A 24239-nucleotide genomic window follows, 5' to 3' on the forward strand; every position below is an offset into this window, starting at 1 on the left:
GCTCGGACATGCGCTTCACAGGCTTTCTCGCTTTCGCCGCGACGCTCGGCGGCGCGCTGCTTCCCTTCGCCGCCCATGGGCAGGCGCAACGCGTCGAGATCGACGCCGACGCCATCGGCGGCGTGGTGACGAGCCGCTTCGGGCCGGAGGCGGGCGTCTGGGTCATCGCCGAGACGACCGAGCTCGGCACGCGCTACGCCAAGATCGTCGTGACCGACGATCTCGGCCGCTATGTCATTCCCGATCTGCCCAAGGCGCATTATCGCGTGTGGACGCGCGGCTATGGGCTGGTGGATTCCAAGAAGATCGCCGCCGAGCCGGGCAAGCTCGTCGATCATGAGGCGTCCGTCGCGCCGAGCCTCGCGGCGGCGGCGCAATACTACCCGCCGATCTATTGGCTCTCGCTGCTGCGCGTGCCGGACAGGGCCGAATTCCCCGGCACGGGGCCGTCCGGCAATGGCGTGCCGGAGAATTTCAAATCGCAGGAGCAATGGCTCGATCTCGTCAAGACCAATGGCTGCGGGCCGTGTCACCAGCTCGGCAATTATGCGACGCGCACGATATCGCCGGCGCTCGGCCATTTCGAGACGTCGCAGGAGGCCTGGGCGCGGCGCCTGCGCTCCGGCCAAGCGGGATCGGCGATGGTCAACACGATTTCCCGCCTCGATACGACCGAGGGCGGCCAGCTGGCGCTCTTCGCCGATTGGACCGATCGCATAAAGGCCGGCGAGCTCCCGCATGAGACGCCGCCGCGCCCCTCCGGCGTCGAGCGCAATATCGTCGTCACCGTGCGAGAATGGGCCTCGCCCAAGCACTATCTGCATGATCTCGCCATTACCGACAAGCGCAAGCCGACCGTCAACGCCAAGGGCCTCATCTATGGCGCGACGGAGCTCGGCAGCGACGACATTCCGGTGATCGATCCGCAGACCAACAAGAAATGGCTCATCGACGCCAAGGTGCGCGACGCCGATACGCCGTCTTCTCTGCTCGGCAATCCGGTGGTCGATCCTTCGCCCTATTTGGGAAGCGAGGCGATCTGGAACAGCAAGTTCAACGCGCATACGCCGACATTGGACGAGACGGGCAAAATCTATTTCGCCGCGCAGGCGCGCGCGCCGAAGAATGCGCCCGCCTTCTGCGACAAGACGTCCGCGCTGCGCTCCGCGCAGCTCTATCCGCTTTCGGCGCGGCCCGAAGGATTCTCGGGCGGTCAGCGTCAGGTGACGATCTATGATCCTTCAACGAAGCAATTCTCCTTCATCGACACCTGCTTTTCCTCGCATCATCTGAATTTCGCCGAGGATGCGAATAATACGCTGTGGCTCAACACGCTCGGCTCTCCCGATCTCGCCGTCGTCGGCTGGGTGGATACGAAGAAATTCCTCGCGACCGGCGACGCCGCCGCATCGCAGGGCTGGACTCCGCTCATCGTCGACACCAATGGAAACGGCAAGCGCGACGAGGGCTATAACGAGCCGGGCAAGCCGGTCGATCCCGCCAAGGACACGCGCGTTCCGCTCAATTACTACAGCATTTCCTGGAGCCCGCTCGACGGCTCGGTGTGGGGATCGAGCCTCGCCTTTCCCGGCTATGCGGTGCGTCTCGCGCCCGGCGCCAATCCGCCGGAGACGGCGCTGGCCGAGGTCTATAAGGTTCCCGCGCCCGGCTACGGAATTCGGGGCGCGGATATCGATCGCAAAGGCGTTTTCTGGGCGGCGCTCGGCAGCGGCCATATAGCGAGCTTCGACCGCCGCAAATGCAAGGGGCCGCTCAACGGGCCGGGCGCCGAGAAGGGCGAAAAATGCCCGGAGGGCTGGAGCTTCTACCCGCTGCCGGGGCCGGGCTTCGCCGGCGCGGCGGGAGCCGCCGAGACGCCCTATTATCTGTGGGTCGATCAGCACGATATTCTCGGCCTCGGCGCCGATACGCCGATCGCCACGGGCAATCAGTCGGATTCGCTGCATGCGCTGGTCGGCGGCAGGATCGTCGAGCTGCGCGTGCCCTATCCGCTCGGCTTCTACGCCAAGGGAGTCGACGGCCGCATCGACGATGCGAAAGCCGGCTGGAAGGGCAAGGGCCTCTGGGTCACTTCCGGCAATCGCACGCCCTATCACATAGAGGCGATCGACGCCCCGGCGCCCGGCGCGCCGGGCGCGACGCCCGCCGCCTATTCGAGCCCGCTGGTGGTGAATTTCCAGCTGCGGCCCGATCCGCTCGCGCATTGAGCGCGCGCTATCCGCTCCTTCTCACGTCAAAGGTCGATCCCATGAGCGAAGCCGTCGATAGCCTACCCGTCGCCTCCAAAATTCGTCTGCCGAAGCAAGGCTGGTTCGTCGGGCTCGGAGTCCTGTTGCTGCTCGTCGGCTTTGCGCCGACCTTCTATCTGAAGCCCGTCTTCGGCGCCGGCAAGCCGCTGACGCTGCTCGTGCTCGCGCATGGCGTGACAACGACGGCCTGGCTCGCCGTCTTCATCTATCAATATGTCGCCGCGAGCAGAGGAGCGCTCAAGAACCATCGCACGGTGGGCGTGATCGGCGCGGTCCTCTTCGGCCTCGTCATCGCCTTGTCGATCGTCACGGCGGTGGGACGCGTCGCCGCGGCGAATCCGCAGGTCGCGGGAACGGCGCCATTGATCGGCCTCGCCTATCCTTTCTGGGTGATCGCCGAGGTCGCCTTCTTCGGCGTCGGGGCTTTCGTCACGGTCCGTCGTCCCGAATGGCACCGGCATTTTCAGCTGGCGAGCTTCTTCACCTTCATCGCGCCGGCGACGGCGCGCGCGCTCCGCTTCGTCATTCCGGGCGGCCCGGCGGTGACTTACGGATCGCTGCTGATCTCGCTCCTGCTCTATGTCGGCGCGAGCCGTCTCGACGACGGCGCCGGAAAATTGTCGCGCGCCGCGCTCGTCGCCATCGGCGTTCAGCTCGCCGCGGCGGCTCTGCTCTTCGCCAGCCTCTCCGGCGCGGATCCTTGGCTGTGGTTCGCCTCCGCCATCACGGGCTATTCTTTGTAAAAAGTCCCGCGCGCTCTCCTCGATCCTCGTCGAGGAGAGCGTGAAAATTCGGGCGATCAGATAGACGCTCGGCTTCGCCCGCAGCGCATCATGACTGCCGCCCCACTACCGCGCCCGTCGCACCACCAGCACGGCGTTGATGCCGCCGAAGGCGAAGGAATTGGACATGGCCGCGCGCATCGGCACGCGGCGCGCCTCGTGCGGCACGGGGTCGACCGGACATTTGGGGTCCGGCGCCTTGAAATGGATCGTCGGCGGGGCGAGCTGCTCGCGCAGGGCGCTGATCGTGATGGCGAGCTCGAGCGCGCCGGAGGAGCCCAGCGCATGGCCGTGGATCGGCTTGGTCGAGGAGACCGGCAGACGCGCGCCGCGCTCGCCGAAGACGCGCAGGATCGCCTCCGACTCGGTGATGTCATTGGCGTAGGTGCCGGTGCCATGGGCGTTGAGATAATCGATATCGTCGGGCGTGAGGCCGGCGCTCTCCAGCGCTTGGCGCATGGCGGAGGAGGGGCCTTCGACATTGGGCCGCAGCGGATCGAAAGCGTCGCTCGTCGTGCCATAGCCTGCGAGCTCGCAGAGCGGCGCATGGCCGCGAGAATGCGCGAGCTCCTCCGTCTCCAGCACGAAGATCGCGGCGCCCTCGCCGAGCACTATGCCGTTGCGGCCGGCCGAGAAGGGCCGGCAGAAATCCGGCGTCAGCACGCGTAGCGCCTCCCAGGAGCGCAGCGAGCCATTGATGACGGCCGCCTCCGCCCCGCCGACGATGGCGCGATCGGCCGCGCCGGAGCGGATCATCTCCAGCCCGACGCCGATCGCCTGGCTCGCCGAGGAGCAGGCGCTGGCGATGGCGAAAGTCGGCCCGTTGCAGGAATAGCGCATGCCCAGCATTGTGGGCGCGGCGCTGGGGATGAGGCGCGGCACGGTCAGCGGATCGGGCCGCTCGCGCGTGTGATATTCCTTATGCGCCTCGTCATCGATGGTCTTGGAGCCGCCGATCCCCGAGCCGATGACGACCGCCGTGCGCGGCCCCGCGATGTCCTTGCGCGCGAAGCCCGCCTGCGCCATGGCCTCGTCGGCGGCGACGATGGCGTATTGGGTGAAAGGGTCGCAATAGGGGAGAATCTCGGGCTCGAGATGGGCCAGCGGATCGAAATCCTGCGGCTGCGCGGCGATCTTGATGCGGCCGCCGTAGGGGCGCTCGAGCTTCAGCGGGCGGACCTGGCATCGTCCGTCGCGCGCCGCCTCCCATAGCGGCTGGGCCCCGACGCCGGCGGCCGAAACCGCGCCCATGCCGGAGATCACCACACGTCTTCCGTTCGATTTCACCGCTGTCGCCAAAGTGGAAATTCGCTCCGTTGCCGCCGTCTCCAGTCCGACGGGACCAGACGTTAATCCTTTTTGCCGTCATGGTCGCCTCACGCGCAAGCAGAGGTCCCCGCTTTTCCCCGAAAAGGCGCGCGGCGCCGCGCCGCAGCGGTCTCTACTCGGCTGATTCATAAGTTGTTCTACTGATGCGTGCGGCTCTGCGCAGCCGCGGCCGCTGGTTTTTGCGGCGTCTTGACCTTCCGCGCCGGGCTGCCTATTGGCACATCAGCCAGTCGGCTGGATGGCCGCTGTCCTTCGGGATAGAGGAAAGTCCGGGCTCCACGGAGACACGGCGCCGGATAATGTCCGGCGGGGGCGACCCCAGGGAAAGCGCCACAGAAAGCAAACCGCCGCGCCCCTCGGGGCCGCGGTAAGGGTGAAAGGGTGCGGTAAGAGCGCACCGCTCGGGCGGCGACGTTCGAGGCATGGCAAGCCCCGCCGGGAGCAAGACCGAATAGGGGCGACTGGAAATAGCGATATTTCCCGGCCCGTCTCCGGGCCGTCGCCCGGGTTGGTCGCTAGAGGCGGCGCGCAAGCGTCGTCCCAGAGGAATGGCCATCGCGCGTGGAAGGGGCGACCCGACCGCGCCATACAGAACCCGGCTTATAGGCCGACTGGCGATTTTTTTCGGGCGAGGGGAGGAGCGGGCGGGGAGCAGTCCGTCTATTCCCGGTTCGCGAGCCTGCGCCTTGGCTAACGCGAAATGCGCGGCCCGCGCCCGCGTCAACGCTCCCTTAACCCTGACGACGGCTAATAATCGCAAGCGCCGCGCCGCCCGCGCCGCTCCGTCGCCCGTGGTCCTTCATGATATGCGTTGTTGTTCAGAGCGATGACACGTCTCTCCGGGAGAAGGCGCGCCCGCGCCTTTCGCGCGTCGGCGCTTTCGCGCCTGCGCGCGGGCTCGGCGGACGGCCGCGTCGACGCCAAATATCCGCCCTGGAGGGCGCGTCCGACGGGCGCGCGCCGGCTTTGCGGCGACATTTTCGGATCGGAGGAGAAATGACGGCGAGCGGCGCTGAGCGGCATGTTCCCGTGCTGCTCGAGGAGGCGGTCGCCGCGCTCGCGCCACAGGCGGGCGGCGTCTATCTGGACGCCACCTTCGGCGCCGGCGGCTACACGCGCGCCTTGCTGGCGCATGAGGGCACACGCGTGCTGGCGCTCGATCGCGATCCGAGCGCCATAAGGGGCGGCTATGCGCTGGTGGAGGCGGCCGGCGGGCGGCTGACCCTGGTGGAGGCGCGCTTCTCCGAGCTGGCGCAGGTCGCCGATCGCGCGGGGCTGGCGCCGCTCGATGGAATCGTCGCCGACATAGGCGTCTCCTCCATGCAGTTCGACGAGGCGGCGCGTGGCTTCTCCTTCCGCAATGACGGGCCGCTCGACATGCGCATGGAGGGGCGCGGGCCGAGCGCCGCCGACATTGTCGCGGAGGCCGAGGAGGAGGCGCTCGCCGATATTCTGTATCACTATGGCGAGGAGCGCGCCTCGCGCCGCATCGCCCGCGCCATCGTCAAGGCGCGCGAGGCCGGCCGCATAGAGACGACGCGCGCGCTGGCGCAGATCATCGAGCGCGCCGCGCCCGGCAAGCCGGGCGACATTCATCCGGCGACGAAGAGCTTCCAGGCGCTGCGCATCGCCGTCAATGACGAGCTGGGCGAGCTGGTGGCCGCGCTCGGCGCCGCCGAGCGGGCGTTGAAGCCGGGCGGCCGGCTGGCCGTGGTGACGTTTCACTCGCTCGAGGATCGCATCGTCAAGCAGTTCTTAGGCGAGCGCTCGGGCCGCGGCGAGACGCGCTCGCGCCGCCTGCCGGGCGAGCCGATTCCGCCGCCGCCCACTTTCATCGGCGAAGGGCGCCAGCCGGTGACGCCTTCGGACCGCGAAATCGCCGCAAATCCGCGCGCGCGCTCCGCCAAGCTGCGCTTCGCGACGCGAACGGATGCGCCGGCGCGCGCGATCGACGAGTCTCTGGCGCGTCTCGCCCGCCTGCCGGAACGCGCGAAAGGAAGACGCTGATGCTGCGCATTCTCAATGTCGTCGCCATTCTCGCGCTGATCGGCTCGGGCTTCTACGCCTATTCGATCAAATATCAGACCATGCTGCGCGCCGAGCAGATCAACAAGATGAAGCGCGAGGCGAAAAGCGAGCGCGACGCTATCGCCGTGCTGCGCGCCGAATGGGCCTTCATGACGCGGCCCGAGCGCGTGCAGGAGCTCGCCGACAAATATCTCGATCTGAAGCCGGTCGCCGTCACGCAGATCGCCACGGCGCAATCGCTGCCGGAAAAGCCCGAGCGCATCGACTCGATCGGCCGCAAGCTGGACGCGCTCGGCCTCGGCGGCGCGGCGACGACGCCGGCCGCGACCGAGGCGCCGACGACGCCGAAAGGAAAGCCGCGATGACGACAGCCGAAACTTTGACGAAAGCCGCGCGCAAGAGCCTGCGCGGCCGGCTCGACGGACTGTTCGCCACCTCGTTCGGCAAGACGGGATCGCGCATGCGCATCGTCGCCGTGGGCTTTTGCTGCCTCTATGTCGGCATAGGCGCGCGTCTCGTCGCCATCGGCTTCAAGCCCGATCCGACGACGATGCGCCGCGCCTCCGGCGAGCCCATCGCCGCCTCGCGCCCCGATGTGCTCGATCGCAATGGCGAGATACTCGCGACCGATGTGAAGACCATGTCGGTTTTCGCCGAGCCGCGCCGGCTCATCGACAAGGACGAGGCGACGGAGCTGCTGACCGCTGTGCTGCCCAATGTCGACTCGCGCGAATTGCGCGAGCGTCTCGCCTCGCGCAAGGGCTTCGTCTGGGTGAAGCGCGAGGTGACGCCCAAGCAGCGTGACGAAGTGTTTCATCTCGGCCTGCCGGGCGTCGGCCTCGCGCCGGAGAACAAGCGCGTCTACCCCAACGGGCCGGCGGGCGCGCATGTGCTCGGCTATGTCAATATCGACAACGCCGGCATCGCCGGAATCGAGAAATATATCGACGGGCAAGGACTCGCCGATCTGCATGACGCCGGCTTCAGCCTGACGCCGGAGGAGCTGAAGCCCATCTCGCTGTCGATCGACATAAAGGCGACGCACGCCATTCGCGACGAGCTGGAAAAGGGCATTGCGCATTTCAAGGCCAAGGCCGGCGCCGCGGCGATCATGGACGTCAACACGGGCGAGATCATCGCGCTCGCCTCGCTGCCGGATTATGATCCCAACAAGCCCGGCGACATGCGTGATCCGACGATCATCAATCGCATGAATGTCGGCGTCTATGAGATGGGCTCCACCTTCAAGGCGCTGACCATCGCAATGGCGCTCGACTCCGGCAAGGTCAATCTCAACTCGCGCCTCGACGCGCGCGGCACGCTCAATTTCGGCCATTTCCGCATTCACGATTATCACGCGACCAATCGCGTGCTGACTCTGCCGGAAGTGTTCACCCATTCCTCCAACATCGGCACGGCGCGCATGGCGCTCGGCCAGGGCGTCGAGCGGCACAAGGCGTTTTTGCGCAAGATGGGCCAGCTCTCGCGCATGCGCACCGAGCTGCCGGAGAGCGCCGAGCCGATCGTGCCGAAGAATTGGGGCGAGCTGAACACTATGACCATCGCTTTCGGCCATGGTCTCGCCGTCGCGCCGCTGCAGGCGATGATGGCGGTCGGCGCGCTGATGAACGGCGGCTATCTGATGACGCCCACCTTTCTCAAGCGCAGCGAGGAGGAGGCGCGCAAGGACGCCGTTCAGGTCATCAAGCCGGAGACCAGCGAGTCCATGCGCTATCTCATGCGGCTCAACGCCGAGATCGGCTCCGCCAAGAAGGTCAACATCAACGGCTATTTCGTCGGCGGCAAGACCGGCACGGCCGAAAAGGTGATCGGCGGCCATTATTCCAAGACCCGCCTTTTCACCACTTTCATGGCGGTGGCGCCGGCGGACAAACCGAAGTATCTGTTCCTCACCGTAATGGACGAGCCGCAGGGCCTGCTGGAAACCGGCGGCTACGCCACGGCCGCCTATAACTCGGGCCAGGTGACGGGGCAGATCATCGAGCGCGTCGGCCCGCTGCTGGGCCTGCCGCCACGCTTCGAATTGCCGACGCAGCCTTTCCCGCTGCTCGCCAAGCTCGGCTATGGCATAGCCAATAGTCCCGCCGTTCCCGGCGGGGGAGGGCATTGATGCGATTTTCCGACCTTCTCGACGAAGCGACGGCGGCGAACCTCGGCGATCTCGATATCGCCGGCGTCACCGCCGACAGCCGCGACGTCCGCGAAGGCTATGCTTTCTTCGCCGTGCCGGGCCATGCCGGCGACGGCCTCGCTTATGTCGCCGATGCGCGCGCGCGCGGCGCGCGGGTCATCGTCGCGCCGCGCACGGCGGAGGTCGGGCTGCCGCTGCTGGTGGTCGCGGATGTGCGCGCGGCGCTCGCTCATGCGGCGGCGCGGTTTTTCGCGCGTCAGCCGCAGATCGTCGCCGCGGTGACAGGCACCAGCGGCAAAAGCTCGGTCGTCGATTTCCTGCGCCAGATCTGGCTCACGCTCGGCCGCGACGCGGCGTCGCTCGGCACGATCGGAATCGTCGATAAGAATGGCGCGCATTACGGATCGCTGACGACGCCGGGGCCAGTGGCGCTGCATCAATCGCTCGATGCGCTCGCCGCGCTCGGCGTCACCCATCTCGCCATGGAGGCGTCCTCGCTCGGCATAGATCAGCGACGCCTCGACGGCGTTCGTCTGACAGTCGGCGCCTTCACCAATTTCTCGCGCGATCATCTCGATCATCACCGCGATCTCGAGGAGTATTTCGAGGCGAAGATGCGCCTCTTCGACACGCTGCTCGCGCCCGGCCAGACGGCGGTGATCGACGCCGACAGCTCGGTGGCCGCGCGCGTGATCGACATTTGCGAGAAGCGCGGGCTGACGATTTTCGACGTCGGCGAGAAGGGCCGCGCCATATCGCTGCTCGAGGCCGATGCGCAGGCGCTCGGCTCGCGCTTGCGGCTGCGTTGCGGCGACGAGACTTTCACCGTCGCTCTGCCGCTCGCCGGCGCGTTTCAAATTTCCAATGCGCTGGTCGCCGCCGGAATGGCGATCGCCTGCGGCGAGGCGCCGGCGCAGGTTTTCGCGGCGCTCGAGACATTGCGCGGCGCGCCCGGACGGCTGGAGCTCATCGGCGCGCGCGACGGCGCGCCGGTCTTCGTCGATTACGCCCATAAGCCCGATGCGCTGGACAAGGTGCTGGCCGCCGTGCGCCCTCTGGCGAAGGGACGGCTCGTCGTCGTCTTCGGCGCCGGCGGCGATCGCGACAGAGGCAAGCGGCCGCTAATGGGCGAGATCGCGGCGCGCGCCGCGGATGTGGTCGTCGTCACCGACGACAATCCGCGCAGCGAGGAGCCGGCCTCGATCCGCGCCGCCATATTGGCGGCGGCGCGCGGCGCGAAGGGCGCGGAGATTCACGAGATCGGCGATCGCGCCGCGGCGATCCGCGCGGCGGTCTCCTGGCTGCGCGAGGGCGATGCGCTGGTGGTCGCCGGAAAGGGCCATGAAACGGGCCAGATCGTCGGCGATCAGGTCCTGCCATTCTCCGACCGCGCGGCGGTCGAGGCGGCCTTGCAGGATGGACTCGAATGAAACAGCAAGCGCTATGGACCGGATTGGGGCTGATCGGCGCCTTGCGCGCGCGCATCAGCGGCGGCTTGCCTCGCGACGTCAATGGCGTGTCCATCGACACGCGCACGCTGGCGGCGGGCGATCTCTTCTTCGCCATAAAGGGCGAGGCGCGCGACGGTCATGATTTCGTGCGCATGGCTTTCGAGCGCGGCGCCGCGGGCGCGGTGATCGACGACGCGCACGCCGCCGAGTTTCGCGATCTCTCGCCGCTCTATGTCGTGCGCGACGTGCAGGAGTCGCTGGAATTTCTCGGCGCTCGCGCGCGCGAGCGCTCGCCCGCCTATATAGCCGCGATCACCGGCTCGGTCGGCAAGACCTCGACCAAAGACATGGCGAAGACGCTGTTTTCGCGCTTCGGCGAGACGCACGCCTCCGCCGCCTCCTACAACAACCAATGGGGCGTGCCGCTGTCGCTCTCGCGAATGCCCGCCTCGGCGCGCTACGGCCTGTTCGAGATCGGCATGAATCACGCCGGCGAGATCGCGTCGCTCGTGCGCTTCGTCGAGCCGCATGTCGCCGTGGTGACGCGCGTCGCGCCCGTGCATCTCGAGCATTTCGACTCGCTCGAGGCCATAGCGGCGGCGAAGTCCGAGGTTTTTTCCGGCCTCGTCGATGGCGGCGTCGCCATCATCAATCGCGACGACGAGACTTATGAGACGTTGCTGGAAGGCGCCGCCGCATCCAGAGCCGCGCATGTCTTTTCCTTCGGCGAGAGCGAGGCCGCGCAGGCGCGGCTGCTCTCCTATGACGGCGAGAGCCAAGTCGCCGATGCGGAGATTTTCGGCCGCCGCCTGCGTTATCGCATCGGCGCGCCGGGCAAGCATTTTGCGATCAACTCGCTCGCCGTGCTGGTCACGGCCCATGTCTTCGGCATAGATATCGTCGAGGCGGCGGAGACGCTCGCCGATTTCGCGCCGCCCAAGGGACGCGGCCGTCGCGAGACTTTGGCGATCGGCGGCGGGAGCTTCACGCTCGTCGACGAGAGCTATAACGCCAATCCAACCTCCATGCGCGCGGCTTTCGATCTCATCGGCGCCGAGAAAAGCGCGCGGCGCCGCATCGCCGTGCTCGGCGACATGCTGGAGCTCGGGCCGAGCGCCGGCGAATTGCACGCCGGCCTCGCCAAAGACCTCGAGGCGGCCGGCGTCGATCTCCTCTTCACCGCCGGCCCGCTGATGGCGCGGCTCTTCTACGCCGCGCCCGAGCATATGCGCGGCGCGCATCGCGCCAACGCCGCCGAGCTCGAGGAGGCGGTTCTCTCCGCGCTCGCGCCGGGCGATGTGGTCATGATCAAGGGCTCGAACGGCTCGCGCATGGCGCGCATCGTCGAGGCGATCAGAACGAAATTCCCGGCCGAAACCGAAGCGGCCTCGTAAAGGAAAAGACGAATGCTGACGCTGCTCGCGGACTTCTCGCATCTCTTCGGTCCGCTGAACCTCTTCCGCTACATCACCTTCCGCGCCGCCGGCGCGGCGGCGACGGCGCTGTTCTTCGTCTTCTTCTTCGGCCCCGCCATCATTGATGCGCTGCGCATCAAGCAGGGCAAGGGCCAGCCCATTCGCGAGGACGGCCCGGCCTCGCATCTGCTCACCAAAAAAGGCACGCCGACCATGGGCGGGCTGATGATCCTCTCGGGTCTGCTCGTCGCCACCGTGCTCTGGGCGAATTTGAAGAATTCCTATGTGTGGATCGTCATATTGGTGACGGCCTCCTTCGGCGCGATCGGCTTCTACGACGATTATCTGAAGGTGACGAAGCAATCGCACAAAGGCTTTTCCGGTAAGGCGCGGCTCGCGCTCGAGTTCCTCGTCGCCGGCCTCGCCTGCTATGCGCTCACCACGGTCGGCGGCGACAATATGACCAAGCTGGCGCTGCCGCTGCTCAAGGGCTACGCCTTCTCGCTCGGCTGGCTGTTCATTCCCTTCGGCGCCTTCGTCATCGTGGCGGCGGGCAATTGCGTCAATCTCACCGATGGTCTCGACGGCCTCGCCATCGTGCCGTCGATGATCGCGGCCGGCGCCTTCGCCATCATCGCCTATCTCGTCGGCAATTCGATCTTCTCCGATTATCTCGGCGTCAATCACGTCGCCGGCACCGGCGAGCTGACCATCGTCTGTGCGGCGCTCATCGGCTCCGGCCTCGGCTTTCTATGGTTCAATGCGCCGCCGGCGCAGATCTTCATGGGCGACACCGGCTCGCTCGCGCTCGGCGGATTGCTCGGAACCACATCGGTCGCCATCAAGCAGGAGTTCGTGCTGGTCATCATCGGCGGTCTCTTCGTGCTCGAGGGCGCCTCCGTCATCGTGCAGGTGGCGAGCTTCAAGCTCACGGGCAAGCGCGTGTTTCGCATGGCGCCGATCCATCATCACTTCGAGCAGATGGGCTGGACCGAGCCGCAGATCGTCATTCGCTTCTGGATCATCTCCTTCGTTCTCGCCCTTCTGGGGCTCTCCTCGCTGAAGCTGAGGTGAGCGCATGACTCCGGCGACGACATTCGCAGGGCGCAAGGTCGCGCTCTTTGGTCTCGGCGGCTCCGGCCTGTCGACGGCGCGCGCATTGATCGCGGGCGGCGCCAGCGTCGCCGCCTGGGACGATGGCGAGCCCGGCCGCGCCAAGGCGCAGGCGCAGGGCGTGGATCTCGTCGATCTGACGAGCGCGGATTGGCGCGAGTTCTCCGCGCTCATTCTCTCGCCCGGCGTGCCGCTGACGCATCCAGAGCCGCATTGGACCGTCGCGCGCGCGCGCGAGGCCGGCGTCGAGGTGATCGGAGATATCGAGCTCTTCTGCCGCGAGCGGCAGGCGAAGGCGCCCGGCGCGCCCTTCATCGCCATCACCGGCACCAATGGCAAATCGACGACGACGGCGCTGATCGCGCATCTTCTGCGCAGCGCCGGCAAGGATGTGCAGCTCGGCGGCAATATCGGCACGCCGATCCTCGATCTCGAGCCGCCCTCCGAGGCGCGCATTCACGTCATCGAATGCTCGTCCTTTCAGATCGATCTCACGCCTTCGCTCGCGCCGTCCATCGGCATTCTCATCAATTTGACGCCGGACCATATCGACCGGCACGGAACGATGGAGAATTACGCGGCGGTGAAGGAGCGTCTCGTCGCCGGCGCCGATGTCGCGCTGATCGGCGTCGACGACGCTTTCTCTCACGCGATCGGCGCGCGGCTGACCGAGCGAGGCCGCGAGGGCCAGCGCGTCTATCCCGTCTCCGCCGCGCGCGCGCTCGATTGGGGCTTTTTCATCGAGGACCGCAAGGCGCTCTATCGCGAGGCCGGCCATGCGCCGGAGGAGACCGAGACGCTCGGAGATCTCGAGGGCGCGCGCACATTGCGTGGCGCGCATAATGCGCAGAACGCCGCCTTCGCCGCCGCCGCCGCATGGCATTGCGGGCTCTCCTGCGCGGAGATCGCGCGCGGGCTGCTCACCTATCCCGGCCTGCCGCATCGCATGGAAGAAGTGGGGCGTCGCGGACGCGTCGTCTTCGTCAACGACTCGAAAGCCACCAACGCCGACGCCGCGGAGAAGGCGCTGCTCTCCTATGACGATATTTTCTGGATCGCCGGCGGCAAGGCCAAGGAGGGCGGCATAGAGCCGCTGCGTCCGCTGTTCTCGCGCATCGCCAAAGCCTATCTCATCGGCGCGGCGGCGCAGGATTTCGCGCGCACGCTCGAGGGCGCGGTGACTTATGAGCAATGCGGAACGCTCGATGTGGCGATCGCGCGCGCGGCCGAGGAGGCCGCGCTGAGCGAGGCGCGCGAGCCCGTGGTGCTGCTGTCGCCGGCCTGCGCCTCTTACGATCAATTCGCCAATTTCGAAGCGCGCGGCGACGCTTTTCGCCTGCTCGCGCGCGAGCTGCATGCGCATGCGCCCATTGCCGGAGAAACCCCATGATCTCGCGCGCGGAGCGTTCCACCTTCTCTGATTGGGCCTGGACGATCGACCGCTGGCTCCTCGCCGGCGTCGCGCTGCTCATCGTCTGCGGCCTCGTCTTCGCCATGGCCGGCAGCCCGCCCGTCGCCGAGCGGCTGCATCTCTCCACCTTCTATTTCGTGCATCGGCAGGTGCTGTATCTCGGTCCAGCGATCCTGGTGATGATCGGCGTCTCCTTTCTCACGCCGCGTCATGTGCGCCGCGCGGCGATCGTGCTGTGGATCGTCTCGCTCGCGCTCGTCGTCGGCACGCTGTTCTTCGGGCAGGAGGTGAAGGGCGCCAAGCGTTGGATCTTCGGCATTCAGCCCTCCGAATTCTTGAAGCCGGCCTTCGTCATCATGGCGGCCTGGGCGTTTTCGGAAGGCGCCAAGCGCAAGGACGTTCCCGGCAATCTTCTCGCCATCGCGCTGCTGCCCGTCACTGTCGCGCCGCTGGTGATGCAGCCGGACATCGGTCAGACCATGCTGATCTCGCTCGTCTGGGCGGGACTCTTGTTCATGGCCGGCATTCACTGGTTCTGGATTTTCGGCGTCGGCGGCGCGGGCGCGGTGGGCGCGGTCGCGGCCTATAAATTTCTGCCGCATGTTCATGCGCGCGTGACGCGCTTTCTCGATCCGCAAGCGGCGGGGCAGGGCGTCGCCGACACATTCCAGGCCGATACGGCGCTCTACAGCTTCATCAGCGGCTCCTGGTTCGGCAAAGGGCCGGGCGAAGGCACGCTGAAGCGCATCTTGCCGGATGCGCATACGGATACGATCTTCGCCGTCATCGGCGAGGAGTTCGGCCTCTTCGTCTGCATGGGCGTCGCCGCGATCTATGGCTTCATCGTGCTGCGCGGGCTCTATTCGGCCTCGCGCAACGACGATCTTTTCTGCGGCTTCGCCACCGCCGGCCTCGTCATGCTGTTCGGCCTGCAGGCTTGCATCAACATGGCGGTCAATCTCCAGCTGATGCCGTCGAAAGGCATGACGCTTCCTTTCATTTCGTACGGCGGCTCCTCGCTCATCTCGCTGGCGCTGGGCTTCGGCTTTCTGCTCGCCGTCACGCGCCGGCGCCCGCACATCGAGCCGGTCGTCGAGACCGCGCATGTCGGCCCCGCGCCGATGGGAGCGGCGGCATGAGCGCGCCGGTTCTGCTCGCCGCCGGCGGCACCGGCGGCCATCTTTTTCCGGCCGAGGCGCTGGCGCATGCGCTGCGCGCGCGCGGGCTCGAGGTGGAGCTCGTCACCGATGAGCGCGCCTTGCGCTATGGCGGCGAATTTCCGGCGCGCGCAATGCACACGATCGCTTCCGCGACGCCGCGCGGCGGCTCGGCCCTCGCCAAGGCGAAGGCCATTGCGACGCTCGGCGTCGGCGCCTTGCAGGCGCTGCTTCTCCTGCGGCGCATTCGCCCGCTCGCCGTCGTCGGCTTCGGCGGCTATCCCAGCGTGCCGCCGCTCTTCGCCGCCTCGCTTCTGCGCATTCCGACCGTGCTGCATGAGGCGAATGCGGTGATGGGCCGCGCCAACTCCTTTCTCGCCGGCCGCGTCGATAGCGTTGCGTCGGGCTTTCCGCTCGCCGGCGTTTCGGCTGCGCTGGCGGAGAAGATCGTCGTCACCGGCAATCCGCTGCGTCCCGCCGCGCTCGCCGCCGCCGCGACGCCCTATCCTACGTTCGATGACGGCAAGCTGCGCCTGCTCGTCACCGGCGGCTCGCAGGGCGCGCGGGTGATGTCCGATATCGCGCCGGCGGCGCTCGAATCTCTGCCGAAAGAATTGCGCGAGCGCATAGAGCTGACGCAGCAGGCGCGCGAGGAAGATCTCGCGCGCGTCACCATCGCTTATGCGCGCGCCGGAATCGTCGCGCAGATCGCGCCTTTCTTCGCCGATCTGCCGGAGCGCATCGCGGGGGCGCATCTCGTGATCGCGCGCGCCGGCGCCTCCACCGTCACCGAGCTGGCAGCGATCGGGCGGCCGAGCATTCTCGTGCCGCTGCCGCATGCGTTGGATCAGGATCAGGCGGCAAACGCCGCCGTGCTGGCGAAATCCGGCGCGGCGGAGGTCGTGCGCCAGGCCGATTTCACGCCGCAATGGCTCGCCGAACGCATCGCCGCGCTCGCCGCGGACGGCGGCGAATTGCAGCGGCGCGCACAGGCGGCGAAAAGCGTCGGCGTGACCGACGCGGCCGAGCGGCTCGCCGATCTCGTGCTCGCCGTCGCGCAGAAGAGAGAGAGCGCCGCGCCGGCGCAGGGGAGCCAGATATGAGAATGCCGCGCCGTCTCGGCCCCATTCATTTCGTCGGCATCGGCGGAATCGGAATGTCCGGCGTCGCCGAGATTCTGCTCGCGCAAGGTTATGAGGTGCAGGGCACGGACGCCGCCGACAGCGCCAATCTGCAACGGCTCGCCGGCAAGGGCGCGCGCGTGCATGTCGGGCATGACGCCAAATGGCTGGGCGAAGCCGCCGTCGTCGTCGTGTCGAGCGCGATCAAGCGCGACAATCCCGAGCTCGTCGCGGCGCGCGCGCAGCGCTTGCCCGTGGTCAAGCGCGCGGAGATGCTCGCGGAGCTGATGCGCGACAAGCGCTGCGTCGCCGTCGCGGGCACGCATGGCAAGACGACGACCACCTCGCTGGTCGCCACTCTGCTCGACGCCGGCGGCCTCGATCCGACGGTCGTGAATGGCGGCATCATCAACGCCTATGGCACGAATGCGCGGCCGGGCGCCGGCGAATGGATGGTGGTGGAAGCCGACGAGAGCGACGGCACATTCTTGAAGCTGCCGGCGGAAGTCGCCATCGTCACCAATGTCGATCCCGAGCATTTGGATCATTTCGGCGATTTCGACGGCGTGAAGAAGGGCTTTCGTAGCTTCATCGAAAATCTGCCATTCTATGGCTTCGCGGCAGTCTGCCTCGATCATCCGACCGCGCGCGAGATCATCGGCCAAGTCGAGGATCGCCGCGTCATTTCCTATGGCGAGAGCGCGGATGCCGAGGCGCGCTTGCTCGATCTCGATCTTTCCGGCGGCGTCGGACGCTTTTCCGTGCTGCTGCGCGATCGCGATACGGGCGTAGAGACGCGGCTCGTCGAGCTTCTGCTGCCGGCGGCGGGACGGCACAATGCGCTCAACGCCACGGCGGCCATTGCGGTGGCGCATCGGCTCGGCGTTCCCGCGGACAAGATTCGCGACGGGCTCGCGCGCTTTGCCGGCGTGAAGCGGCGCTTCACCAAGACGGGCGAGTGGAAGGGCGTTTCCATCTTCGACGATTACGGCCATCATCCGGTCGAGATCGCCGCCGTGCTGCGCGCCGCGCGCGCTTCAACCAAGGGCAAGGTGATCGCCATCATGCAGCCGCATCGCTACACGCGGCTGCAATCCTTGTTCGATCAATTCGCCGGCTGTTTCAGCGACGCCGATGTGGCGCTGATCGCCGATGTCTATCCGGCTGGCGAAAGCAAGATAGAGGGCGTCGACGGTTCCGCGCTGGCGCGCGCCGCCGCTGCGCAAGGGCAGCGCGCGAGCGCCTTCGCTTCGCCGCAGGAGCTGCCGGGCTTGATCCGCGAGATCGCCGCGCCGGGGGATTATGTCGTGTTTCTCGGCGCCGGCGACATTACGAAATGGGCCTATGCGCTGCCCGTGCAATTGGCGGAGCTCGCGCCATGACAATTGCGCAGACATGCAGAACGCGCGCTCCTTCTCCCACTCGTGGGAGAAGGTGGCCCGACGCAGTCGGGTCGGATGAGGGCCCGCGCCGAAGTGCCAGGCTCCTCGTTTCGCTGTGCTCTTACGTTGCGCGCAATATTCACGGACCCTCATCCGACCTCGCTTCGCGAGGCCACCTTCTCCCGCAGGCGGGAGAAGGAATCGCGCACGGAGATTGCGGATGAGCTTTCGAGATATCTCGGCCGAGATCGCCGCGCTCATGCCGGAATTGCGCGGGCGTCTTTCCGCCAATGAGCCGCTCGCGCCTCTCACCTGGTTTCGCGTCGGCGGGCCGGCGCAGCTTCTCTTCTCGCCGGCGGACGAGGATGATCTCGCCTACTTTCTCGCGCGTCTGCCGCGCGAGATTCCGGTCACGGTCATCGGCCTCGGCTCCAATCTCATCGTGCGCGACGGCGGCGTGCCGGGCGTCGTGGTGCGGCTGACGGCCAAGGGCTTCGGCGCCATTACGGTGGAGGAGGGCGAGCGCATTCGCGTCGGCGCGGCCGTTCCCGATGTGAAGCTCGCGCGCGCGGCGGCGGACGCCGGCTTAGACGGTCTCGCTTTCTATCGCGGCATTCCGGGCGGCGTCGGCGGCGCGCTGCGCATGAATGCGGGCGCGCATGGCGGCGAGACCAAGGATGCGCTGATCGAGGCGCGCGGCGTCGATCGTTCCGGCAATACGCGTGTCTACGCCAACGCCGATCTCGGCTTCTCCTATCGCCATAGCGATGCGCCGGAGGATGTGATTTTCACGCAAGCGCTGTATCAGGGCCGCAAGGGCGATCCCGCGACGATCCTCGCGGAGATGGAGCGCATCACGCAGGCGCGCGAAGCCTCGCAGCCCATTCGCGAGAAGACCGGCGGTTCCACTTTCGCCAATCCGCCCGGCCATAAAGCGTGGCAATTGATCGACGAGGCCGGTTGCCGCGGGCTCGTGATCGGCGATGCGCAGGTCAGCGAGATGCATTGCAATTTCCTCGTCAATCGCGGCCAGGCGACAGCCGCCGACGTCGAGGCGCTGGGCGAGGAGGTGCGGCGGCGCGTGCGGGAGAAGAGCGGCGTTGTGCTGCGCTGGGAGATCAAGCGGATCGGCCTCGCCCTCGCATGAGTGTCCTCGAGAAGAGCGCGCGCGCGCGCGTCGAGAGCGACGGGCTCGCGCTGCTGCTGTCGAGCCCGCTGCTCGGCGCGGCGCTCGCTATTGTCGCCGTCGCGCAGCAGCTCATCGGCCATATCGATTGCGACGTCTCCTGGTTCCTGACTTTCGCCGAGAAGGTTCTCGATGGGCGCATCGCCTATGTCGAGGCGAGCGATCCCAATCCGCCGGCGGCCTTTCTCTCGCTCATGCCGGCCGTGCTGCTGGCCCGCGCGCTGCATCTTCCGGCGGAGGCGATGGTCGCGGCTCTGGTGTTTCTCGCCGCGGCGGGCTCCATCGGCTTTTCCTTCTTGCTGCTGCGGCATGGCGCGGCGCGCGGCCGGCGCGAATGGATGCAACTGCTCAACGCCGCGATCTTTCTGCTGCTGGTCGCGCCGGAGATCGTCTTCGCCGAGCGCGAGCATATCGCTCTGCTCGCTCTGCTGCCGCTGCTCGCCGCGCTGGCGGAGGAGCGCGCGTCGGCGCCGCTCCCCTTGCGCGTCGTCGCGGGATTGTGCGGCGGTCTCGCCGTGGCGATGAAGCCGCATTTCATCCTCGCCATCGCTCTGCCGGCGCTGGCGCTCGCGTGGCGGGAGCGCAGCGCGCGCGCCTCGCTGCGGGCGGAGCTGGTCGCCGCGGCGCTCGCCGCCGTGGTCGCGACCGGCGCGATGCTGATCGCCTTTCCGGCCTATGTCGACGAGGCGCTGCCGCTCGCGCTCGAGGTCTATGGACCGGCGCGCGACGATCTCGGCCATTTTCTCGCGCATTCGCTCGCGCTCGCCTATCTGGCGCTGCTCGTGGGCTTTCTCGTCGCGGCGCGCGGGGCTGCGCTCGGCCGGGCGTCGCTCGTCGCGCTCGCCGCCTCTCTCGGCTTTTTCGCCGCCTTTCTGCTGCAGGGGAAGGGCTGGATGAATCACGCCTATCCGGCGATGGTCCTGCTGCTGTTCGCCTGGATATTTTTCGCGCTTCGCGACCGAGCGGCCCCGGTCGCCGGCCTGCGCGCGGCGCTGACGAAATTCCTGTTCGTGCCGGCGCTGCTCGCCGCGCCGGCCTATTTCGGAATCGTCGAGCAGCTGACCGATCGCGAGGAGCACGAGGGCCTCACGGCCGCCGTGGCCGCGGTCGCGCCGCCGCATCCGCGCATCGCGATCATCGCCAGCCAGCTCGATTTCGGCCATCCTCTGACGCGGCGGCTCGCCGGCGAATGGGTCGGCCGCCAGAACGCGCTCTTCGTCACCGCGGCCGTCGGCCGGCTGCTGGAGACGGCGGGGCCGGAACGCCGCCAGCGGCTGGAGGCGCGGCGCAGCGCCGATCTCGCTGCGCTGGCCGAGGATATTCGCGCCGGGCGGCCGGACATTATCGTCGCCGAAGATCGGGCGACGCGGGAATGGGTGCTGAAGCGCTCGGAAATGGCCGGCGCGCTCGATGGCTACAGGCTCGCGAAACAGGCGGGGGATATAGAGATTTGGCGGCAGGCGGAGTGAGCGTCTGGACTTGCCCTCGACTCGGCCTATAGTAAGTCGGTAAGACAGTAAGACGGAAGGAGCGTGAGCCATGCCGTCCGCCAGGCGCCGGACCGTATATTCGAAGGTTTCCGTGAAGAGCCAGACGGTGCTGCCGGCGGAGGTCCGTGAACGCTTGCGCATAAAGCCGGGGGATCGGCTACGCTATGTCATCGACGAGTCCGGCGTGCGGATCGAGCGCGGCGCGCCCAATGAGGACGACGATCCTTTTGCGACTTTCACCGAATGGGCGAGCGACGCCGACGACGAAGCCTATGCCGATCTTTGAGAGCGCCGGCGCCGAACATGGCTCTCGGAGGAGATTGACGTGACGCGCTACGCGCCGGGCGACGTGGTCGTCGTGCCCTTCCCCTATTCGGATCGCTTCGCGGAAAAGCGGCGGCCGGCTCTCGTCGTCTCGAATGACGAGGTGATGTCCGCAGGATTTCTCTGGCTGGTCATGATCACCACGGCGCAGAATTCCGGCATGGATCACGACATGCCGATCGAGGATTTATCGGCGGCCGGACTTTCGAGCCCGTCGATCGTCCGGCCAGTCAAGATCGCCAATGTCGAGCCCTCGCGGATCGTGCGGCGCGCCGGACGGCTCGACGCCAAGCAGGCCGAAGCGGTTTTCGAGGCGGTTCGTTCTTTCATCGGGCGAGGTCGCCCGCAACCACGCAAAGGTGCGTCATGACTGCTCACGTCGCCGTGCTCATGGGCGGATTCTCCTCGGAGCGAGAGGTCTCGCTGCGCTCGGGCGAGGCCAGCGCCAAGGCGCTGGAGAGCGTCGGCTTTCGCGTCACCCGCGTCGATGTCGGCCGCGACGTCGCCGAGGTTCTCGCCAAGCTCGCGCCGGATGTGGCCTTCAATGCGCTGCACGGCCGCTTCGGCGAGGATGGCGCCATTCAGGGCGTGCTCGAGATTCTGCGCATCCCCTATACGCATTCGGGCGTGCTCGCCTCGTCGCTGGCGATGAAGAAGGATGTGGCCAAGAGCGTCATGGCGGCGGCCGGCGTGCCTGTGCCGCGGGGCCGGGTGGTGCATCGTCTCGAGGCGGCCAAGGCCCATGCCCTCGAGCCCCCTTACGTGCTGAAGCCGGTGAGCGAAGGATCGTCCTTCGGCGTCTTCATCGTCAAGGAGGGGCGCTCGCATCCGCCGCAGGAGCTGGCCGCCGCCGATTGGCGCCATGGCGATTTCATGCTGGCGGAGAATTTCGTCGACGGCCGCGAGCTGACCTGCGCGGTGATGGGCGATCGACCGCTCGACGTGATCGAAATCCTCCCCGTGTCGGAGGACTTCTACGGTTTCGACGCGAAATACGCGAAAGGCGGGTCGAAACACGTGCTTCCGGCGAATCTTAAACAAAATATTTACCAAGAGGTCCAACAGTTGGCGCTCGAGGCTCATCGGGCTCTCGGCTGTCGTGGCGTCAGCCGTGCGGACTTTCGATACGACGATCGACCCGGAGGAACGGGCGAGCTCGTCGTGCTGGAGGTCAACACGCAGCCGGGCATGACCGAGACCTCGCTGGTTCCCGAAATGGCGGCATATGCCGGATATTCGTTTGGCGAGCTCGTAAGATGGATGGTGGAAGACGCGTCCTGCGATCGTTGAGGGAGCCCGTCGAGGCTCTCTTCGATGTCGCGCATCCGCATCCCGTCCAAGCCGGATCGTATCAAGCCGGCGCCTATTCCACCCCTTACGTAAACCCCGTCGCCTCCCAGCCGGCCGAGCGGCGCGTCCGCCCGCCGGCCGCCTCGGCTCCGCGCGCGGAGCGCGGGCGTCTGTCGCGGCTCGCCGCTCTGCCGGGAATCGGCACGGCGGCGCTCGCTCTGCTGTTCGGCGGCGTCGGCTTCGTCGGCGTCGCGCATAATGGCGGCTATGCGGAATTCGTCGCCCGCAATGGCGCGCCGCGCGATATCGTGGCGCGCGCGCTCGGCTTTTCCATCGAGGTGGTCACCATCAGCGGGCTCGGCGAGCTGTCCGAGAGCGACGTGCTCGCCGCTTCGGGCGTGAAGCCCACGCATTCGCTTCTCTTTCTCGACGCCGAGACGATTCGCGAGCGGCTGACCGCGCTGCCGCTGGTGGAGAGCGCGCGCGTGCTGAAGCTCTATCCCGATCGGCTGATCATCGCGCTCGAGGGGCGGCGGCCCTTCGCGCTCTGGCAGCGCGACGGCAAGCTCTCTGTCGTCGCCGCGGATGGCGTCGTCATCGACGAGATGCGCGACGAGCGATTCCTGGGTCTGCCCTTCGTCGTCGGCGAGGGCGCGGAAAAGCGGCTCGACGAATACATGCGGCTGCTGGAGGCCGCCGGCGATCTCAAATCGCGCGTGCGCGCCGGCGTTCTCGTCTCCGGGCGGCGATGGTCGCTCGACATGACCAATGGCGTCGAGGTCAAGCTCCCCGAGCAGGATCCCGAGGCGGCGCTCGCCGTTCTGCAGCGACTCCAGCGTGAGGCCAGGATCCTCGATAAGGATGTGATCTCGATCGATTTGCGCGCGCCGGGACGCGTAGCGGCGCGCCTCTCCGAGGAGGCGGCCGCCGCGCGCGCGGCCGCGAGTTCGCGTGGTTCACACAAGGGCGGCCAGACATGAAGCCACATCTCTTCCCGCCGCGAATGAAGCAGCTCGGCGCGCGCCGCAGCGCGACCATGGCGGTGCTCGACGTCGGCACGTCGAAGATCGCCTGCATCATCGCGCGGCTGACGCCTGTCGGCGACGGCTCGCCGCGCGGGCGCACGCATCGCGCGCGCGTGCTCGGCATCGGCCATCAGCGCTCGCGCGGCGTGAAGGCCGGCCAGATCGTCGATATGGAGGAAGTCGAGAGCGCGCTTCGCCGTACGGTGGACGCGGCCGAGCGCATGGCGCGCTCGCAGATCGACGCCATCATCGTGACCGCTTCCGGCGGGCGGCTCGCCTCGCAGCATTTCGCCGCCAAGACGCGCGTCGTCTCCGGCGCCGTCGCGCCCTCCGACGTGCATCGCGTGCTCGAGGCTTCCGCCGCCCATGTGACGGAGCGCGGCCGCGTGGTCATGCATTCGCTGCCCACTGGCTTCTCGCTGGATGGAACGCCCGGCATTCGCGAGCCGGCCGGCATGGTCGGCGGCGAGCTCGGCGTCGATCTCCATGTCGCGAGCTGCGATCAGGCGGCGATGCGCAATCTTCTGGTCGCGGTGGAGCGCTGCCATCTCGGCATAGAGGCGGCCGCCGCGGCGCCTTATGTCGCCGGCCTCGCCGTGCTGGAGGCCGATGAGGCGGAGCTCGGCGCCATCGTCATCGACATGGGCGCGGGCGTCACCTCGCTCGCCGTCTTCGCGGGCGGCGCGCTGGCGCATGTCGATGCGGTGACGCTCGGCGGCAATCACATCACCATGGATATCGCCCGCGGCCTCGACTGTCGTCTGAGCGACGCCGAGCGTCTGAAGACGCTCTATGGCGCGGCGATCTCCTCGCCCTCCGACGATCGCGAGACGATCGCCTTCGATCATGTGGGCGACAGCGGCGAGCATCCGGCGCATGCGCCGAAATCGCATCTCGTGCGCATCATTCGTCCGCGCGTCGAGGAGACTTTGGAGTTCCTGCGCGACCGTCTGGCGGCGTCCGGCTTCTCGGCGCATGCGGGGCGGCGCGTGGTGCTCACCGGCGGCGCCTGCATGCTCACGGGCCTGCCGGAGGCGGCGCGCCGCATTCTGGGCGGACAGGTGCGCGTCGGCCGGCCGGCCGGCATCGACGGCCTGCCCGAATCGGCCAGGAGCCCGGCTTTCGCCGCGGCCGTCGGCCTGCTCGTCTATCCGCAATTCGCGGGGCGCGAATATTTCGAGCCGCGTCGCGAGGCGGAGACGCGCGGGACCGGGACCAATGGGTACATCTCTCGGGTCGGACAGTGGTTGAGAGACAGTTTCTGAGCATTTCGAGCATGGAGAGCGAGGCGCGCGTCGGCGAAACGCTCCGGG

20 protein-coding genes and 1 other RNA gene are annotated in these 24239 nt (G+C 67.4%); 20 read left to right on the top strand and 1 reads right to left on the bottom strand.

Going from position 1 to position 24239, the window contains the following annotated elements:
* Window positions 1-8 precede the first annotated feature (8 nt).
* Both ACT53T_RS12555 and ACT53T_RS12560 read left to right on the top strand, forming a co-directional pair.
* Entirely contained in the window at window positions 9-2228 is a 2220-nt protein-coding gene (locus ACT53T_RS12555) for a carboxypeptidase-like regulatory domain-containing protein (protein WP_476161446.1), read from the top strand.
* A 41-nt stretch (window positions 2229-2269) separates the two neighbouring features.
* Window positions 2270-3013 carry a hypothetical protein gene (locus ACT53T_RS12560; protein ID WP_036289893.1) on the top strand — a complete coding sequence of 248 codons (744 nt, stop codon included), beginning with the start codon at window positions 2270-2272 and terminating at the stop codon, window positions 3011-3013.
* 105 nt (window positions 3014-3118) lie between these two features.
* On the opposite strand, the gene ACT53T_RS12565 is transcribed toward ACT53T_RS12560, so the two are convergent.
* Window positions 3119-4351: a beta-ketoacyl-[acyl-carrier-protein] synthase family protein gene (locus ACT53T_RS12565; RefSeq protein WP_476161447.1), complete on the bottom strand. Its 1233-nt coding sequence runs from the start codon at window positions 4349-4351 to the stop codon at window positions 3119-3121.
* 256 nt (window positions 4352-4607) lie between these two features.
* Here ACT53T_RS12565 and rnpB point away from each other — a divergent pair.
* The 18 genes from rnpB to ftsA all read left to right on the top strand — a co-directional run bounded on the left by rnpB (window position 4608) and on the right by ftsA (window position 24191).
* An RNA gene (gene rnpB, locus ACT53T_RS12570) (RNase P RNA component class A) lies at window positions 4608-5000 on the top strand.
* Between the two features lie 377 nt (window positions 5001-5377).
* The gene (rsmH, locus tag ACT53T_RS12575) at window positions 5378-6388 is read left to right on the top strand and encodes a 16S rRNA (cytosine(1402)-N(4))-methyltransferase RsmH (protein WP_476161448.1); all 1011 of its coding nucleotides are present in this window, start codon (window positions 5378-5380) and stop codon (window positions 6386-6388) included.
* Window positions 6388-6774, top strand: a complete 387-nt coding sequence (gene ftsL / locus ACT53T_RS12580) for a cell division protein FtsL (protein ID WP_476161449.1) — start codon at window positions 6388-6390, stop codon at window positions 6772-6774. The genes rsmH and ftsL overlap by 1 nt, the downstream gene beginning before the upstream one ends.
* Window positions 6771-8540, top strand: coding sequence for a peptidoglycan D,D-transpeptidase FtsI family protein (locus ACT53T_RS12585; protein ID WP_476161450.1), 1770 nt, complete (start codon window positions 6771-6773; stop codon window positions 8538-8540). Before ftsL ends, ACT53T_RS12585 begins: the two co-directional genes overlap by 4 nt.
* Window positions 8540-9991, top strand: coding sequence for a UDP-N-acetylmuramoyl-L-alanyl-D-glutamate--2,6-diaminopimelate ligase (locus ACT53T_RS12590; protein WP_476161451.1), 1452 nt, complete (start codon window positions 8540-8542; stop codon window positions 9989-9991). The genes ACT53T_RS12585 and ACT53T_RS12590 overlap by 1 nt, the downstream gene beginning before the upstream one ends.
* On the top strand, window positions 9988-11406 hold the full coding sequence (locus tag ACT53T_RS12595; protein ID WP_476161452.1) for a UDP-N-acetylmuramoylalanyl-D-glutamyl-2,6-diaminopimelate--D-alanyl-D-alanine ligase: 1419 nt from the start codon (window positions 9988-9990) through the stop codon (window positions 11404-11406). The genes ACT53T_RS12590 and ACT53T_RS12595 overlap by 4 nt, the downstream gene beginning before the upstream one ends.
* A gap of 12 nt (window positions 11407-11418) precedes the next feature.
* On the top strand, window positions 11419-12501 hold the full coding sequence (mraY, locus tag ACT53T_RS12600) for a phospho-N-acetylmuramoyl-pentapeptide-transferase (protein ID WP_476161453.1): 1083 nt from the start codon (window positions 11419-11421) through the stop codon (window positions 12499-12501).
* Between the two features lie 4 nt (window positions 12502-12505).
* Window positions 12506-13930 carry a UDP-N-acetylmuramoyl-L-alanine--D-glutamate ligase gene (gene murD, locus ACT53T_RS12605; RefSeq protein ID WP_476161454.1) on the top strand — a complete coding sequence of 475 codons (1425 nt, stop codon included), beginning with the start codon at window positions 12506-12508 and terminating at the stop codon, window positions 13928-13930.
* Complete coding sequence (locus ACT53T_RS12610) at window positions 13927-15090, top strand: FtsW/RodA/SpoVE family cell cycle protein (protein ID WP_476161455.1); 1164 nt, start codon at window positions 13927-13929, stop codon at window positions 15088-15090. The genes murD and ACT53T_RS12610 overlap by 4 nt, the downstream gene beginning before the upstream one ends.
* A complete protein-coding gene (gene murG / locus ACT53T_RS12615; protein WP_476161456.1) occupies window positions 15087-16211 on the top strand; it encodes an undecaprenyldiphospho-muramoylpentapeptide beta-N-acetylglucosaminyltransferase in 1125 nt (374 codons plus the stop codon). The genes ACT53T_RS12610 and murG overlap by 4 nt, the downstream gene beginning before the upstream one ends.
* Complete coding sequence (gene murC, locus ACT53T_RS12620) at window positions 16208-17611, top strand: UDP-N-acetylmuramate--L-alanine ligase (RefSeq protein WP_476161457.1); 1404 nt, start codon at window positions 16208-16210, stop codon at window positions 17609-17611. Before murG ends, murC begins: the two co-directional genes overlap by 4 nt.
* Before the next feature lie 220 nt (window positions 17612-17831).
* On the top strand, window positions 17832-18758 hold the full coding sequence (gene murB, locus ACT53T_RS12625) for a UDP-N-acetylmuramate dehydrogenase (protein WP_476161458.1): 927 nt from the start codon (window positions 17832-17834) through the stop codon (window positions 18756-18758).
* Window positions 18755-20266 (top strand): hypothetical protein, encoded by a 1512-nt coding sequence (locus ACT53T_RS12630; RefSeq protein WP_476161459.1) that lies wholly within the window; start codon window positions 18755-18757, stop codon window positions 20264-20266. The genes murB and ACT53T_RS12630 overlap by 4 nt, the downstream gene beginning before the upstream one ends.
* Window positions 20267-20336: 70 nt before the next feature.
* The gene (locus ACT53T_RS12635; protein ID WP_476161460.1) at window positions 20337-20573 is read left to right on the top strand and encodes an AbrB/MazE/SpoVT family DNA-binding domain-containing protein; all 237 of its coding nucleotides are present in this window, start codon (window positions 20337-20339) and stop codon (window positions 20571-20573) included.
* Between the two features lie 39 nt (window positions 20574-20612).
* Window positions 20613-20981: a type II toxin-antitoxin system PemK/MazF family toxin gene (locus ACT53T_RS12640; RefSeq protein ID WP_476161461.1), complete on the top strand. Its 369-nt coding sequence runs from the start codon at window positions 20613-20615 to the stop codon at window positions 20979-20981.
* On the top strand, window positions 20978-21901 hold the full coding sequence (locus tag ACT53T_RS12645) for a D-alanine--D-alanine ligase (protein ID WP_476161462.1): 924 nt from the start codon (window positions 20978-20980) through the stop codon (window positions 21899-21901). Before ACT53T_RS12640 ends, ACT53T_RS12645 begins: the two co-directional genes overlap by 4 nt.
* Window positions 21898-22881 carry a cell division protein FtsQ/DivIB gene (locus ACT53T_RS12650; RefSeq protein WP_476161463.1) on the top strand — a complete coding sequence of 328 codons (984 nt, stop codon included), beginning with the start codon at window positions 21898-21900 and terminating at the stop codon, window positions 22879-22881. The genes ACT53T_RS12645 and ACT53T_RS12650 overlap by 4 nt, the downstream gene beginning before the upstream one ends.
* Window positions 22878-24191 carry a cell division protein FtsA gene (gene ftsA / locus ACT53T_RS12655; RefSeq protein WP_476161464.1) on the top strand — a complete coding sequence of 438 codons (1314 nt, stop codon included), beginning with the start codon at window positions 22878-22880 and terminating at the stop codon, window positions 24189-24191. The genes ACT53T_RS12650 and ftsA overlap by 4 nt, the downstream gene beginning before the upstream one ends.
* Window positions 24192-24239 lie beyond the last annotated feature (48 nt).

The sequence above is a fragment of the Methylosinus sp. DMC45 genome, from assembly GCF_056313885.1.

Coding starts and splice junctions, on each gene's coding strand:
- murG (WP_476161456.1), top strand. CDS start 15,087: ATGAGCGCGCCGGTTCTGCTCGCCGCCGGCGGCACCGGCGGCCATCTT.
- ACT53T_RS12630 (WP_476161459.1), top strand. CDS start 18,755: ATGAGTGTCCTCGAGAAGAGCGCGCGCGCGCGCGTCGAGAGCGACGGG.
- mraY (WP_476161453.1), top strand. CDS start 11,419: ATGCTGACGCTGCTCGCGGACTTCTCGCATCTCTTCGGTCCGCTGAAC.
- ACT53T_RS12590 (WP_476161451.1), top strand. CDS start 8,540: ATGCGATTTTCCGACCTTCTCGACGAAGCGACGGCGGCGAACCTCGGC.
- ACT53T_RS12585 (WP_476161450.1), top strand. CDS start 6,771: ATGACGACAGCCGAAACTTTGACGAAAGCCGCGCGCAAGAGCCTGCGC.
- murD (WP_476161454.1), top strand. CDS start 12,506: ATGACTCCGGCGACGACATTCGCAGGGCGCAAGGTCGCGCTCTTTGGT.
- ACT53T_RS12610 (WP_476161455.1), top strand. CDS start 13,927: ATGATCTCGCGCGCGGAGCGTTCCACCTTCTCTGATTGGGCCTGGACG.
- ftsL (WP_476161449.1), top strand. CDS start 6,388: ATGCTGCGCATTCTCAATGTCGTCGCCATTCTCGCGCTGATCGGCTCG.
- ACT53T_RS12595 (WP_476161452.1), top strand. CDS start 9,988: ATGAAACAGCAAGCGCTATGGACCGGATTGGGGCTGATCGGCGCCTTG.
- ACT53T_RS12645 (WP_476161462.1), top strand. CDS start 20,978: ATGACTGCTCACGTCGCCGTGCTCATGGGCGGATTCTCCTCGGAGCGA.
- ACT53T_RS12635 (WP_476161460.1), top strand. CDS start 20,337: ATGCCGTCCGCCAGGCGCCGGACCGTATATTCGAAGGTTTCCGTGAAG.
- ACT53T_RS12555 (WP_476161446.1), top strand. CDS start 9: ATGCGCTTCACAGGCTTTCTCGCTTTCGCCGCGACGCTCGGCGGCGCG.
- ACT53T_RS12560 (WP_036289893.1), top strand. CDS start 2,270: ATGAGCGAAGCCGTCGATAGCCTACCCGTCGCCTCCAAAATTCGTCTG.
- murB (WP_476161458.1), top strand. CDS start 17,832: ATGAGCTTTCGAGATATCTCGGCCGAGATCGCCGCGCTCATGCCGGAA.
- ftsA (WP_476161464.1), top strand. CDS start 22,878: ATGAAGCCACATCTCTTCCCGCCGCGAATGAAGCAGCTCGGCGCGCGC.
- murC (WP_476161457.1), top strand. CDS start 16,208: ATGAGAATGCCGCGCCGTCTCGGCCCCATTCATTTCGTCGGCATCGGC.
- rsmH (WP_476161448.1), top strand. CDS start 5,378: ATGACGGCGAGCGGCGCTGAGCGGCATGTTCCCGTGCTGCTCGAGGAG.